Annotated in this window: 12 protein-coding genes and 1 riboswitch; of the genes, 7 read left to right on the top strand and 5 right to left on the bottom strand. The window is 69.0% G+C overall.

Features of this window, described 5'->3' with window-relative positions; genetic code table 11:
• Nucleotides 1-23: 23 nt before the first annotated feature.
• On the top strand, nt 24-809 hold the full coding sequence (gene nagB / locus ACFVT1_RS11915; RefSeq protein WP_389794375.1) for a glucosamine-6-phosphate deaminase: 786 nt from the start codon (nt 24-26) through the stop codon (nt 807-809).
• Between the two features lie 315 nt (nt 810-1,124).
• Here nagB and ACFVT1_RS11910 read toward each other — a convergent pair whose 3' ends face one another.
• From ACFVT1_RS11910 to ACFVT1_RS11895, 4 genes are all read right to left on the bottom strand, one after another.
• On the bottom strand, nt 1,125-2,666 hold the full coding sequence (locus ACFVT1_RS11910) for a glycoside hydrolase family 3 protein (RefSeq protein ID WP_389794374.1): 1,542 nt from the start codon (nt 2,664-2,666) through the stop codon (nt 1,125-1,127).
• Between the two features lie 9 nt (nt 2,667-2,675).
• A complete protein-coding gene (locus ACFVT1_RS11905; protein ID WP_351200973.1) occupies nt 2,676-3,533 on the bottom strand; it encodes a carbohydrate ABC transporter permease in 858 nt (285 codons plus the stop codon).
• Nucleotides 3,530-4,525, bottom strand: a complete 996-nt coding sequence (locus ACFVT1_RS11900; protein ID WP_389794373.1) for a carbohydrate ABC transporter permease — start codon at nt 4,523-4,525, stop codon at nt 3,530-3,532. The genes ACFVT1_RS11905 and ACFVT1_RS11900 overlap by 4 nt, the downstream gene beginning before the upstream one ends.
• A gap of 133 nt (nt 4,526-4,658) precedes the next feature.
• Nucleotides 4,659-5,960 carry a sugar ABC transporter substrate-binding protein gene (locus tag ACFVT1_RS11895; RefSeq protein ID WP_389794372.1) on the bottom strand — a complete coding sequence of 434 codons (1,302 nt, stop codon included), beginning with the start codon at nt 5,958-5,960 and terminating at the stop codon, nt 4,659-4,661.
• A 277-nt stretch (nt 5,961-6,237) separates the two neighbouring features.
• Between ACFVT1_RS11895 and ACFVT1_RS11890 the strand changes: the two genes are divergently transcribed.
• The 5 genes from ACFVT1_RS11890 (at nt 6,238) to ACFVT1_RS11870 (ending at nt 13,050) form a co-directional block, all read left to right on the top strand.
• Nucleotides 6,238-7,002 carry a GntR family transcriptional regulator gene (locus tag ACFVT1_RS11890; protein ID WP_389794602.1) on the top strand — a complete coding sequence of 255 codons (765 nt, stop codon included), beginning with the start codon at nt 6,238-6,240 and terminating at the stop codon, nt 7,000-7,002.
• Between the two features lie 334 nt (nt 7,003-7,336).
• Entirely contained in the window at nt 7,337-7,543 is a 207-nt protein-coding gene (locus tag ACFVT1_RS11885; RefSeq protein ID WP_389794371.1) for a DUF3311 domain-containing protein, read from the top strand.
• On the top strand, nt 7,540-9,174 hold the full coding sequence (mctP, locus tag ACFVT1_RS11880) for a monocarboxylate uptake permease MctP (protein WP_389794370.1): 1,635 nt from the start codon (nt 7,540-7,542) through the stop codon (nt 9,172-9,174). Before ACFVT1_RS11885 ends, mctP begins: the two co-directional genes overlap by 4 nt.
• Nucleotides 9,175-9,377: 203 nt before the next feature.
• Nucleotides 9,378-9,459, top strand: a riboswitch (cobalamin riboswitch).
• A 160-nt stretch (nt 9,460-9,619) separates the two neighbouring features.
• The gene (locus tag ACFVT1_RS11875; RefSeq protein WP_389794369.1) at nt 9,620-12,031 is read left to right on the top strand and encodes a ribonucleoside-diphosphate reductase subunit alpha; all 2,412 of its coding nucleotides are present in this window, start codon (nt 9,620-9,622) and stop codon (nt 12,029-12,031) included.
• Nucleotides 12,031-13,050, top strand: a complete 1,020-nt coding sequence (locus ACFVT1_RS11870; protein WP_362200698.1) for a ribonucleotide-diphosphate reductase subunit beta — start codon at nt 12,031-12,033, stop codon at nt 13,048-13,050. Before ACFVT1_RS11875 ends, ACFVT1_RS11870 begins: the two co-directional genes overlap by 1 nt.
• An 85-nt stretch (nt 13,051-13,135) precedes the next feature.
• Here ACFVT1_RS11870 and ACFVT1_RS11865 read toward each other — a convergent pair whose 3' ends face one another.
• A complete protein-coding gene (locus ACFVT1_RS11865; RefSeq protein WP_389794367.1) occupies nt 13,136-13,348 on the bottom strand; it encodes a hypothetical protein in 213 nt (70 codons plus the stop codon).
• An 81-nt stretch (nt 13,349-13,429) separates the two neighbouring features.
• On the opposite strand from ACFVT1_RS11865, the gene ACFVT1_RS11860 reads away from it, so the two are divergent.
• Nucleotides 13,430-14,404 carry a GlxA family transcriptional regulator gene (locus ACFVT1_RS11860; protein ID WP_389794366.1) on the top strand — a complete coding sequence of 325 codons (975 nt, stop codon included), beginning with the start codon at nt 13,430-13,432 and terminating at the stop codon, nt 14,402-14,404.
• Nucleotides 14,405-14,485: the final 81 nt, after the last annotated feature.

The raw sequence follows: 14,485 nt of genomic DNA, 5'->3' as shown, positions 1-14,485 counted from the left end.
CTCCTCAGATCGGCAGGCCCCGCGTGGAAGTTGTCATCGTCCCGGACGCCAAGGCAGGCGGCGAACTCATCGCAGAGGCCATCGGCGCCCTGCTGAGCCGCAAGCCCGACGCCCTTCTCGGCGTTGCCACGGGCTCTACTCCGCTGCCCATCTACCAGGCGCTGGCGGCCAAGGTCCGCTCCGGCGCCGTGGACGCCTCACGCGCCCGCATCTGCCAGCTCGACGAGTACGTCGGGCTGCCGGCGGGCCACCCCGAGTCCTACCGCTCCGTGGTGCTGCGCGAGGTCGTCGAGCCGCTCGGCCTGTCCGAGGCGTCCTTCATGGGCCCCGACGGCTCCGCCGAGGACATCCCGGCCGCCTGCCAGGCGTACGACAAGGCGCTCGCCGAGGCCGGCGGGGTGGACCTGCAGCTCCTCGGCATCGGCACCGACGGGCACATCGGCTTCAACGAGCCGTGCTCCTCGCTCGCGTCGCGCACCCGGATCAAGACGCTCACCGAGCAGACCCGGGTCGACAACGCCCGCTTCTTCGACAACGACATCTCGCAGGTTCCGCACCACGTGATCACCCAGGGCATCGGCACGATCCTGGAGTCCCGCCACCCGATCCTGCTCGCCACCGGCGAGGGCAAGGCGGACGCCGTGGCGCAGACGGTGGAGGGGCCGGTGGCCTCGATCGTGCCCGCGTCCGCGCTGCAGCTGCATCCGCATGCGACGGTGGTGGTGGACGAGGCCGCGGCGTCGAAGCTGAGGCTGGCGGACTACTTCCGCGCCACGTACGCGGCGAAGCCGCTGTGGCAAGGCCTTTAGGGTCTTTCGTTTGCGTCGGGCCGGGCTCGCGGGGTCCGGCACGCACGCTCCCTGATCCGGCCTGATCCAAACGAGAGGCCCCAGCCGTCGTCCCGGACATGGAGAGAGGGCCGGGGCACCCGTGATGGGTGTCCCGGCCCTCTCGCGTTCGCCGCGCCTCCCGCGGGTCCTCGACCGCCGGACGGGACCGTCCGGCCCTGCGCCGCGGGGAGGCGCGGACGCGTGGACGGGTGTCTCAAGCACCGGACGGGCGCGGGGGCGGCCCGGGGCCGGGCAGGCGTGATGCGGACCCCCGGGCCGCATCACGCCGTGCCGTCAGGCCCGGGAGCCGCCCGTACCGCCGGCGATGATCTCCGCGGCCGCCAGGCCGCAGACGCGGGCCGCGCCGTGGGTGGCGATGTGCAGGCCGCCCCTGGGAGGCGCCTGCGGAACGCCCATCTCGACCACGACCGTGTCGGGGCGCTCCGCCACCAGGGCGTCGAGGGCCTCGGCCATCCAGGCGTGGCGGTGGACGTCGCGGACGACCACGACGACGCGCCGCTCCCCCGCGGCCCGCAGCACGGCGGCCGCGGGTTCCTCGGTCTCGCTGCTGTACGTGTCGGTCTCCGTACCCGGCACCAGCCGGCCCAGCTCCGCGGCGACGCCCCAGGGGGTCTCGTTGCCGACCGCGATGTTCGACGCGGAGGTGAACGCGGCGACATAGGCGGGTCCGGTCAGCGGCTCGGCGGAGCCTGTCACCCGCACCGCGCGGCGGGCGGCGACCAGGCCGATGTCGGAACCGATCCCGGTGCCGGACGCGGTCCCCTCCCGCACTGCCGCGCCCGGCCCCGAACCGGTCCTCGCGGCCCCCTGCGTCCAGGACGCGAGGGCACGCACCCGTGCGGCCGCGTCCGCGAGCCGCTCCTCGGCGAGTTCGCCGCTGCGTACCGCCGCGACCAGCGCGTCGCGCAGCCGCTGCACCGTGCCGTCGTCCTCCAGCCCGCCACCGACGCACAGGGCGTCGGCCCCCGCGGCGATCGCGAGGACGGAGCCGCGCTCGATGCCGTACGTCCCGGCGATGGCCTGCATCTCCACGGCGTCGGTGACGATCAGGCCGTCGTAGCCCAGCTCTTCGCGCAGCAGTCCGGTGAGGATCTGCGGGCTCACCGTCGCGGGGCGGTCCGGGTCGAGTGCGGGCAGCAGGATGTGCGCGCTCATCACGCACTTGGAACCCGCCGCGACGGCTGCCCGGAAGGGCACCAGCTCACGGGCGTACAGCGTCTCCAGGTCCACGTCGATGCGCGGCATCGCGTGGTGCGAGTCGACCGCCGTGTCGCCGTGCCCCGGGAAGTGCTTGGTGCAGGCGGCGACTCCGGCGGCCTGGAGACCCTCGATGTACGCGGCGGTGTGCCGGGCCACGAGTTGGGTGTCGGCGCCGAAGGACCGTACGCCGATGATCGGGTTGCCCGGGTTGGAGTTGACGTCCGCGGACGGTGCCCAGTTGAGGTTGACGCCGCACTCCGCGAGCCGGCGCCCCAGTTCCTGGGCGACCGCGCGGGTCAGCGCCACGTCGTCGACGTGGCCGAGCGCGAGGTTGCCGGGGAAGGAGGACCCGGTGCGCACCTCCAGCCGGGTGACGTCACCGCCCTCCTCGTCGATCGCCACGAGGAGGTCCTCGCGCCCGGCCCTGAGCTGGGCGGTGAGCGCGGTGAGCTGCTCGGCCGTCTGGATGTTGCGGCCGAACAGGGCGACGGAGGCGAGACCTTCGTCGACCCGGCGCAGCACCCAGTCCGGGGCGGTGGTGCCGGTGAATCCTGGCTGCAGCACGGCGAGAGCGTCGCGGGTGACGGTGTCCGTGGTGGATGTCAAGGTGGTCATGGAGGAGCGTTATCCCTTCACGGCGCCGGAGGTGAGGCCGGTTGCCATGTACTTCTGCACCAGCAGGAAGAAGGCCACGACCGGGATCGCGATCAGCGTCGAAGCCGCCATCAGCGCGCCGTAGTCGATGCCTCGCGACGTGGTGAAGTTCATCAGCCAGACGTTGAGGGTGTACTTGTCGTTGTCCTGCAGGACGACGTAGGCAAGCAGGTATTCGTTCCAGGCCGTGATCAGCGAGAAGATGGAAGCGGCGGCGAGGCCGGGGGCCAGCAGGGGGAAGGTGACGCGCCAGAACGCTCCCATCCGGCTGCAGCCGTCGACCATGGCCGACTCTTCGAGTTCCTGCGGGATGTTGATCACGAAGCCGCGGATCATCCACGTCGCGAACGGCAGGGTGGAGACGAGGTAGATGACGATGACGCCCCAGTACTCGTTGAGTCCACCGAGGTCGTTGAGCTGGATGTAGATGGGGATCAGCATGGCCGTCGGCGGCAGCAGCTGGACGACGAGCAGCACGATCATGAAGAACTTGCGCCCGCGGAACCGGAACCGGCCGATGGCGAAGGCCGCGATCGTGGCGAGCAGCATGCCGCCGAGGACGGCGACGCCGCACACGATGAGGCTGGATTCGATGGCCGTGCCGAAGTTCGGCTGCTTGATGGCCCGGGAGAAGTTGTCGAAGGTGATCGACGTCGGCCACAGCGTCTGGTCGTAGCTGCGGATCTCGGCGTTGGGCCGCAGGGAGCTGACAACCAGCCAGTAGACCGGGAACGCCATGAGCACGAAGGCGACGAGACCCGCGATGTTGTAGCCGATGCGGCTCTTCTTGCGGTCCGGGCGGAGGACCTGAGGCGTGGAGGTACTCACTCGACCTCTCCGATCTTGAGCAGCTGGCGCAGGTAGTACACGGCGACGCCGGACAGCAGCAGGACCGTGATGAGTGAGATGGCGGCGCCCTGGCTGAACGAGTTGGACTCGAATGCCTTCTCGAACGAGTAGATGCCGAGAACGGAGTACTCGGGTTCCGGCTTGTTGCCGCGCATCAGGAAGATCTGGCCGAAGACATTGAAGTCCCAGAGCACGGACAGGGTGGCGACCATCTGGAAGACCGGCTTGATGACGGGCCAGGTGACGTAGCGGAAGACGCCGAAGGTGCCGGCTCCGTCGAGCGAGGCGGCTTCTTCGAGCTCCTTGGGAACCTGGGTCAGCGCGGCGTACAGGGTCACGGAGACGAAGGGGATGGCCCCCCAGACCACGACCGCTCCGATGATGACGAAGCCCTGCTTCGGGTCAAGGAACCAGTTGTGCCCCTGCGCGTCGATCCCGAGGTACTTGCTCAGCACCATGTTGAGGACGCCGTAGTCGGAGTCCGCGAACCACCGGAAGATGGAGGTGGCCACGAGGAGGGGCATGGACCACGCGGCGACCAGTGCGGCGGTCAGCAGGAGCCGTACCCAGGTGGCCATCCGCTGCATGAGCATGGAGAGGCCCAGGCCGCCGACCATGGTCGCGGCGACGCAGACGGCCATGAAGACGATGGTCCGCCAGACGACGTCCCAGAACTCGCCGTCGCCCAGGATGTTGGTGAACTGGTCGAAACCCACCCAGGGAGCGGCCTGTCCCGACCACAGCTCCCGGCGGCCCACGTCCTGGAAGGACATGATGACCGTCTTGATGAAGGGCCAGACGAACACAGCGGCGATCGCGATGAACGCCGGAGCTATCAGGAGGTACGGCAGCAGAGCGCCGGCCTTCCGCGGGGGACGGTTCACGTTCTTCGCAGGCTGAGGTTGCGTCTCCTCAGGGGCCCGCGGGACGGACACCGGCGGGTCGGCTGCTTTCATATCGGCGGCACTCACTGTGCTGGCCTTCCGTTCGGACCTGGTACCGGGGGGCGGGGGCGGCGGTTCCTTTCGGACCGTCACCCCCGCGAATGATCACTGGAGCCGCTGGTTCAGGAGTCCACCGGCTCGGATTCCGTGAGACGGAGGCTCAGGAGTCCTTGTTGATCATCGAGTCGATCTCCGCGTCGGCCGCCTTGGTGGCGTCCGCGACCGACTTGCCCTTGATGATGTCGAGCAGCATGACTTCGAGCGTTTCCTTCTTCTCGATCGCCGTCCAGCCCGGGGCGATCGGCGTGAACCAGGCGTCCGGCACGGCGTTGGCGATGGCCGCGGTCTCCGGCTTGGCCTTCAGCGGCTCAAGCTGCTTGGTGTTGTTCGGGAGGATGTTCTTGGAGGCGAGCACCTCTTCGGACTTCTCGCTGGTGAACATCGAGATCCACTCCTCGCCAAGGTCCTGGACCTTGGACTTGGAGATGGTGGCCAGGTCGGAGCCGCCGATGAAGGAGGGGAGTGCCTTGCCGTTCGGGCCGGGCATACCGGCGGTGGCGATCTTGCCTTCCAGCTTCGGGTTGCCGTTCGCCTTGGAGTCGACGACGCTTCCGGCCTCCCAGCCGTTGCCGTAGAGAAGCGCGGTCTTCTCGTTGGCCATGACGTTGGCGTGGTCCGCCTCGTCCTTGGTCTTGTCCCCGTGGTTGTACTTCTTGACCAGCTCGACGAAGTCGGTGATGCCCTTCTGGGCCTCGGGGGTGGAGAGGGTGGACTTCCACTCCTTCTTGCCCTCGTCGTACTTGGCTATCTGGCCGCCCTCGGCAGCGACGTAGGACATCGCGGCGTACCAGTACCGACCCGGCAGGTACAGCGGCGAGAACGCCTTGTCCTTGCCGTACTTCTCACCGATCTTGTCGAGGGCGGCGGTCAGCTCGTCCTGCGTGGCGGGGAGGGCGTCCTTGCCGGTGCCGGCCTTGAACATGTCCTTGTTGTAGATCGCCACGCGGGCGCCCGCGTAGTACGGCACGCAGTACTGCTTGCCCTCGAAGGCGCAGGTGTCCTTCAGACCCTTGATCCAGGTGTCCGAGTTCTCGTACTTCTTCGGGTCGATCTCCCCGAGGGCCCCGTTGAGGATGTACGTCATGGTCTCGGTGTTGCCGAGCTCGACGACGTCCGGGAACTTGTCACCGGCCAGAGCGGCGTCGAGCTTCTTGGCCTTGTCCGCCCAAGTCTGGTACTGGACGTTGACCTTGACGTTGGGGTACTTCGCCTTGAACTGGCTGTTGACATCCTTGACCAGCTCGGGCCAGGTGCTCTGCGCGTCCGACATCAGCCAGACGGTGAGCGTCTCCTTGCGGTCCTTCGGGTCCTTGGACGAAGTCTTGTCGTCGTCCGAACCACACGCTGCGATCGAAACCAACATGCCCGCGACGCCGATCGCCGCGATGAGCTTGCGCTTCACGCCACCCTCCTCAGGGATGCTGCAACCCCTCCCCCGCGAAGACCGTCGACGAGTACTGCTGGGGCTGGGACCTGGTCTTTAATGGTTTAGACCAGTACCGGGAGCTTGGCCTAGACCTTTTGGGGTGTCAAGGGTGTATAAGAAGTGCACTCGCGTCCGTTATAGGACCGACACCTGAGGGAGGGCGACGAGCCGTGACCGGACCGTGCCACCATGTGAGCCGCGACAGACGGAGGAGCCGGTGACGGCAGCAACGCAGCAGTCGGGAAGGCGGGCCATGGGTGCCGACGGGGGCAATACGGAGAACGAGACGGGCGCGGCCACACGGACGGCGCGCGTCCCCAAGTACTACCGGCTGAAGCGACATCTCCTCGACATGACGGACACCATGCCGCCGGGCACACCCGTGCCGCCGGAGCGGACCCTGGCCGCCGAGTTCGACACCTCGCGCACGACCGTGCGCCAGGCGCTCCAGGAGCTGGTCGTCGAGGGCCGGTTGGAGCGCATCCAGGGCAAGGGCACCTTCGTCGCCAAACCGAAGGTCTCCCAGGCCCTGCAACTCACCTCGTACACCGAGGACATGCGCGCCCAGGGGCTCGAACCGACGTCCCAGTTGCTGGACATCGGCTATGTCACGGCCGACGACACACTCGCCGGACTGCTCGACATCACGGCCGGCGGCCGCGTGCTGCGGATCGAGCGGCTGCGGCTCGCCAGTGGGGAGCCGATGGCGATCGAGACCACGCACCTTTCGGCCAAACGCTTTCCCGCGCTGCGCCGTTCACTGGTGAAGTACACCTCGCTCTACACCGCACTGGCGGAGGTGTACGACGTACGGCTGGCCGAGGCCGAGGAGACCATCGAGACCTCGCTGGCCACCCCGCGCGAGGCCGGACTGCTCGGGACCGACGTGGGCCTGCCGATGCTGATGCTGTCCCGGCACTCACTCGACGGCCGGGGCGAGCCCGTGGAGTGGGTGCGCTCGGTCTACCGCGGTGACCGGTACAAGTTCGTGGCGCGGCTGAAGCGGCCGACGGACTGAACCCCCAGCGCGGCGGCCAACCATTTCCGGCCACCGCACTCTCCGTACAACCGCCTCGGCCCTCGTGGGATCCAGCACCCCGCGAGGGCCGTTCGCGTGCCCCGGTCCGGACCAAGTTCCGTACACTTGAAACCATTTCGAACATTCACACCCATTCGCGGGACCGTTTCCGGACGGCAATGCGGACGGGGGGTGACGGTGACCGGATTCCTCCCCTAGATTTCCTGCGCATTACGCCAGGTGATCAGCGAGGGGACGGAGTCGCCACATGCCAGTAGACCCAGTAGACCCAGCAGACCCAGCAGAGAATCCACCCACCGTCACACCTGTACGGGTGGTCATCGCCCTCTGTCTCGTCGCGCCGTTCGTGGCGATGCTCTGGGTGAGTTCGTACGCGAAGGTGGACCCCGCCTTCATCGGTATTCCGTTCTTCTACTGGTACCAGATGCTCTGGGTGCTGATCTCCACCGCGCTCACGATGCTCGCGTACAAGCTGTGGCAGCGTGACCAACGCGCCCGCAAGGGGGGTGCGTCGGCATGAAGGACGGCGTGAACGGCGTCGCGCTCGGCGTCTTCATCTTCTTCTTCCTGGCCGTCACGGTCATGGGCTTCCTGGCGGCACGCTGGCGGAAGGCCGAGAACGACGCCAGTCTCGACGAATGGGGCCTGGGCGGACGGTCGTTCGGGACCTGGGTCACCTGGTTCCTGCTCGGCGGCGACCTGTACACCGCGTACACCTTCGTCGCCGTTCCCGCGGCGATCTACGCGGCGGGCGCGGCCGGCTTCTTCGCCGTGCCGTACACGATCCTCGTGTACCCGCTGATCTTCACCTTCCTGCCGCGGCTCTGGTCGGTCTCGCACAAGCACGGCTACGTGACCACCTCGGACTTCGTCCGCGGGCGCTTCGGGTCGAAGGGGCTGTCGCTGGCGGTCGCCGTCACGGGCATCCTCGCCACGATGCCGTACATCGCGCTCCAACTCGTCGGCATCCAGGCGGTACTGGACGTGATGGGCGTCGGCGGCGGCGAGAACACCCACTGGTTCGTCAAGGACCTGCCGCTGCTGATCGCGTTCGCGGTGCTCGCCGCGTACACGTACTCGTCCGGGCTGCGGGCACCCGCGCTGATCGCGTTCGTCAAGGACGGGCTGATCTATCTGGTCATCGTGGTGGCGATCATCTACATCCCGATCAAACTCGGGGGCTTCGACGACATCTTCGCCAAGGCGGGCGAGGCGTTCTCGCAGAAGAACGCGGCGGCCGGCAAACCGGTGGCCGGACTCGCGCCGGGCGAGGCGGGGCAATGGGGTTACGCCACCCTGGCGCTGGGCTCGGCGCTGGCGCTCTTCATGTATCCGCACTCGATCACGGCGACGCTCTCCAGCCGCAGCCGCAACGTGATCCGGCGCAACACCACGATCCTGCCGCTGTACTCGCTGATGCTGGGTCTGCTGGCGCTGCTCGGCTTCATGGCGATCGCCGCCGGGATCAAGGTGGACAACGGGCAGTTGGCCATCCCGCAGCTGTTCGAGGACATGTTCCCGGACTGGTTCGCGGGCGTCGCGTTCGCCGCCATCGGCATCGGCGCGCTGGTGCCCGCCGCGATCATGTCGATCGCCGCGGCGAACCTCTTCACCCGCAACATCTACAAGGACTTCCTGAAACCGGACGCGACCCCCGAGCAGGAGACCAAGGTCTCCAAGCTGGTGTCGCTGCTGGTGAAGGTCGGCGCGCTCGCCTTCGTCCTCACCATGGACAAGACGGTCGCGATCAACTTCCAGCTGCTCGGCGGGATCTGGATCCTCCAGACGATGCCGGCCCTGGTCGGCGGCCTGTTCACCCGCTGGTTCCACCGCTGGGCGCTGCTCGCGGGCTGGGCGGTCGGCATGGTGTACGGGACGGTGGCCGCGTACGGGGTCGCGAGCCCGACCCAGGCGCACTTCGGCGGGTCGTCCAAGGAGATCCCGGGGATCGGTGAGATCGGGTACATCGGTCTGACGGCGTTCGTGCTGAACGTGGCGGTGACGGTGGTGCTCACCTTCGTCCTGAACGCCGTGAAGGCGCCCGCCGGGGTCGACGAGACCTCTCCGGCCGACTACACGGCCGACGCCGGCGATCCGGGCGTCCAGGTGGAGCTCCCGGCGGCCACGGCCGGGGCTCCCGGCGGCCACTGACGGTCGCGCCGACACCGTGCGGACGGCCCGTCGAGCCCCTTCAGCGGGGCGCGGCGGGCCGTCCGCACGGTCGGGGTCCCGCGGCCCGCACGAGGGCCGCAGAACCCGTTCTCCGGGTCCGAGTTCTGTTGCGCGACACAACATGTGGGGGCTGCCTCATCGGGCGGCCCCCACATGTATGCTCATCCTCGCTGTCGCCGCAGGGGAATCCGGTGCGAATCCGGAACTGTCCCGCAACGGTGTGATCGGTGTGCATTTGCGCACCCCCGAGTGAGTCCGAGGACCTGCCGACAGCGCGTCCGGCTCGACCGAACCGGATGCCAAACGTCCGGGCCTCGCGGATGGGCCGGTGGACGCCGAGCGGAGTACTGCCCTGCCCCGGGCCCACCTCTGCCCGGCTGCCCCGTTCCCCGCCGGCCCCGAGCCGAGCGAGGGAGAGCACCCCGTGACCATCGCGCCAGCCGATCCGGCTTCAGTCGCCCTGTCCGAAGCAGTCGAGTCCGAGGCGACCGCATCCGACGGACCGGGGACCGCGCTGCTGCGGACCCTGACCGACCTCACCGCCGATCTGCCCGACACCGACCCCGGTCGCGTCGCCGCCGCCGCGCTGCGCGGCCGCAGCGCCCGCGCGGACGAGGCCGAGCTGCGGTCGCTGGCCACCGAAGCCGCCGCGGGGCTGATCTCCGAGGACCCCGCCTACTCCCGGCTCGCCGCCCGGCTCCTGACCCGCACCGTCGCGGACGAGGCGGCCGGACAGGGCGCGGTCTCCTTCTCCTCCTCGGTCGCCGTCGGACATCGCGAGGGACTGATCGCGGACCGTACGGCCGCGTTCGTCGCGCTGCACGCGGCGGCCCTCGACGCGCTGGTGGAGCGTTCGCTCGCCGACGGCGCCGACGACCGCTTCGGCTACTTCGGGCTGCGGACCCTGCACAGCCGCTACCTGCTGCGCCACCCGCACACCCGCCAGGTCATCGAGACGCCCCAGCACTTCATGCTGCGCGTGGCGTCCGGGCTCGCCGAGGACGACTCGCAGCGCGCCCTGGACGAAGTCGCGGCGCTGTACGGGCTGATGAGCCGGCTCGACTACCTGCCGTCCTCGCCGACCCTGTTCAACTCCGGCACCCGCCACCCGCAGATGTCCTCCTGCTATCTGCTGGACTCCCCGCTCGACGAGCTCGACTCGATCTACGACCGCTACCACCAGGTGGCGCGGCTCTCCAAGCACGCGGGCGGCATCGGTCTCTCGTACTCCCGCATCCGCGCCCGCGGTTCGCTGATCCGCGGCACCAACGGGCACTCCAACGGCATCGTGCCGTTCCTGAAGACGCTCGACGCCTCCGTCGCCGCGGTCAACCAGGGTGGCCGTCGCAAGGGCGCTGCCGCCGTCTACCTGGAGACCTGGCACGCGGACATCGAGGAGTTCCTGGAGCTGCGCGACAACACGGGCGAGGACCAGCGGCGTACGCACAACCTCAACCTGGCGCACTGGATCCCGGACGAGTTCATGCGCCGGGTCGACGCGGACGGCGACTGGTCGCTGTTCTCGCCCGCCGACGTGCCCGAGCTGGTCGACCTGTGGGGCGACGAGTTCGACGCCGCGTACCGGGCCGCCGAGGCCAAGGGGCTGGCCCGCAAGTCGATGCCGGCCCGTGAGCTGTACGGCCGGATGATGCGCACCCTCGCGCAGACCGGCCAGGGCTGGATGACGTTCAAGGACGCCTCCAACCGGACCGCGAACCAGACCGCCGAGCCGGGCCGCGTCGTCCACTCGTCGAACCTGTGCACCGAGATCCTCGAAGTCACCGACGACGGCGAGACTGCCGTCTGCAACCTGGGTTCGGTCAACCTGGGCGCGTTCGTCGCCGACGGCTCCATCGACTGGGAGCGGCTGGACGCCACCGTCCGTACCGCCGTGACCTTCCTCGACCGGGTCGTCGACATCAACTTCTACCCGACCGAGCAGGCCGGCCGCTCCAACGCGAAGTGGCGCCCGGTCGGCCTCGGGGCCATGGGCCTGCAGGACGTCTTCTTCCAGCTGCGGCTGCCGTTCGACTCCCCCGAGGCCCGCGCGCTCTCCACGAAGATCTCCGAGCGGATCATGCTCGCGGCGTACGAGGCGTCCTGCGAGCTCGCCGAGCGGTCGGGCCCGCTGCCGGCCTGGTCCGAGACGCGTGCCGCGCGCGGTGTGCTGCACCCCGACCACTACGACACCGAGCTGAACTGGCCGGAGCGCTGGGACGCGCTGCGTGCCCGGATCGCGCGGACCGGGATGCGCAACTCGCTGCTGCTCGCCATCGCGCCGACGGCGACGATCGCCTCGATCGCGGGCGTGTACGAGTGCATCGAGCCGCAGGTCTCCAACCTCTTCAAGCGCGAGACGCTCAGCGGTGAGTTCCTCCAGGTCAACGCGTATCTGGTGGAGGAGTTGAAGCGGCTCGGCGTGTGGGACGCGCGGACCCGCGAGGCGTTGCGCGAGGCGAGCGGCTCCGTGCAGGGCTTCGCCTGGATCCCGGCGGACGTGCGGGCGCTCTACCGCACGGCGTGGGAGATCCCGCAGCGCGGTCTGATCGACATGGCGGCGGCCCGTACGCCGTTCCTCGACCAGAGCCAGTCGCTGAACCTGTTCCTGGAGACGCCGACGATCGGCAAGCTCTCCTCGATGTACGCGTACGCCTGGAAGCAGGGGCTGAAGACGACGTACTACCTGCGCTCGCGCCCGGCGACCCGGATCGCCCGCGCGGCCTCCGGCCAGACCGCGGCCGCCGCCCCCATTCCCGTACAGCAGGCTTCGGCGCCCGACGCGGACGCGATCGCCTGCTCCCTCGAAAACCCCGAGTCCTGCGAGGCCTGCCAGTAATGAGCTCCACCAAATCCGAGAAGAACCTGCTCGACCCGGGCTTCGAACTGACCCTGCGCCCCATGCGCTACCCGGACTTCTACGAGCGCTACCGCGACGCGATCAAGAACACCTGGACGGTCGAGGAGGTCGACCTCCACTCCGACGTCGCCGACCTCGCCAAGCTGTCCCCCGGCGAGCAGCACATGATCGGCCGGCTCGTCGCGTTCTTCGCGACGGGTGACTCGATCGTCTCCAACAACCTCGTGCTGACGCTGTACAAGCACATCAACTCCCCCGAGGCGCGGCTGTACCTCTCGCGGCAGCTCTTCGAGGAGGCCGTGCACGTCCAGTTCTATCTGACGCTGCTGGACACCTATCTGCCCGACCCGGACGACCGTGCCGCCGCGTTCGACGCGGTCGAGGAGATCCCCTCGATCCGTGAGAAGGCGCAGTTCTGCTTCAAGTGGATGGACTCGGTCGAGAAGATCGAGCGGCTGGAGACGAAGGCCGACCGCCGCCGCTTCCTGCTGAACCTGATCTGCTTCGCGGCGTGCATCGAGGGGCTGTTCTTCTACGGCGCGTTCGCGTACGTCTACTGGTTCCGCTCGCGGGGTCTGCTGCACGGCCTCGCCACGGGCACCAACTGGGTGTTCCGTGACGAGACGATGCACATGAACTTCGCGTTCGAGGTCGTGGACACCGTCCGCAAGGAGGAGCCGGACCTCTTCGACGACGAGCTCCAGCAGCAGGTCACCGACATGCTGAAGGAGGCCGTGGCCGCGGAGCTGCAGTTCGGCCGCGATCTGTGCGGTGACGGCCTGCCGGGCATGAACACGGAGTCGATGCGGCAGTACCTGGAGTGCGTCGCCGACCAGCGGCTCACCCGGCTGGGTTTCCCGGCGGTCTACGGCTCCGAGAACCCGTTCTCGTTCATGGAGCTGCAGGGCGTGCAGGAGCTGACGAACTTCTTCGAGCGCCGGCCGTCCGCGTACCAGGTGGCGGTGGAGGGCTCGGTCGCCTTCGACGACGACTTCTAGTCGGACAGCCCTTGGGGTCTTCCGTTCGGACCGGGCCGTATCAGGGACCCCGCGAGCCCGGCGTGTTCCCCACGAGAGACCCTGGCTAGATCCTGGCCCAGCTTCTGAGGTAGGGACGCCGCGTGGCCGTGACCGGCTGCGCGGCGTCCGCCGTTTCCGGGGGCGCGTCCCCCCGCGCCCGTTCCGCCTCCCGCAACTGGCGGTCGATGCGGCGTTCCCGGAAGAGTCCGAGCAGGGTGGGCACCAGGAAGAGAGTGAAAAGTACGGCTATGCCCAGGACGTTCTCGATCGCGTTCATGGCTCCACTCTCGTCCGCGCGGACGGGATCCGGCAGTGGCAGGACTGTCATGGAACATCGAATTACTGCCACACTGGCGTCATGCTGAACAATGTCGCCGCCCTGCTGCTCGACGAGGTCCACCCCTTCGAGCTGGGTGTGCTGTGCGAGGTCTTCGGACTCGACCGCAGCGACGAGGGGCTGCCGGTCCACGATTTCGCGGTGGTCTCCGCCGAGGGCCCGGTGCTGCGGACCCATGCCGGGTTCACCATCGGTACGCCGCACGGCCTCGACCGCCTGGAGGAGGCCGACCTCATCGCCGTGCCCGCGGGCAGCCACTTCATCGAGCGGGACTACCCCGAGGAGATCCTCGACGCCCTGCGCCGGGCCGTGGACCGGGGGGCGCGCGTGCTGAGCGTCTGCTCCGGCGCGTACGTACTCGGCGCGGCGGGACTCCTGGACGGGCGCCGCTGCACCACCCACTGGCGCCACGCCGGAGAGCTGGCCCGCCGCTTCCCGCGCGCGGTCGTCGAACCCGATGTGCTGTACGTGGACGAGGGCCCGGTCATCACCTCGGCGGGCACGGCGGCCGGGATCGACGCCTGTCTGCATCTGGTCCGGCAGGCCTACGGCCCCGGTGTCGCCAACGCGATCGCCCGCCGCATGGTGGTCCCCCCGCACCGGGACGGCGGGCAGGCGCAGTACATCGAGCGGCCGCTCCCCCGCACCCGGTGCGACACGGTCGGCGAGACGCTGGTCTGGATGGAGCGCCACCTCGACCAGGAGATGACCGTCGAACAGCTGGCCGCCCAGGCGCACATGTCACCGCGTACCTTCGCCCGCCGCTTCCAGCAGGAGACGGGCACCACTCCGTACCGCTGGCTGCTCCGCCAGCGGGTGCTGCTGGCACAGCACCTCCTGGAGACCTCCGACGAAACGGTGGACACGATCGCCGGGCGCACCGGCTTCGGTACCGCCGCCGCACTGCGCCATCAGTTCGTACGGTCGTTGGGCACCACGCCGAACACGTACCGCCGCACCTTCCGCGGGCCGGCCGCGACGACCGAAGTCGCCTGAGCCACAACGGACTTGAGGCCCGATCGCCCGCACCACCGGACAAGCCCCCGGTACGCCGGTCCGGACGGGCCGGCGTACCGG

It is taken from the genome of Streptomyces sp. NPDC057963, assembly GCF_042887155.1.
Classification (GTDB): Bacteria; Actinomycetota; Actinomycetes; order Streptomycetales; family Streptomycetaceae; genus Streptomyces.
The sequence above is the reverse complement of the archived record's forward strand: the minus strand, read 5'-3'. Positions and strand labels throughout refer to the sequence as shown.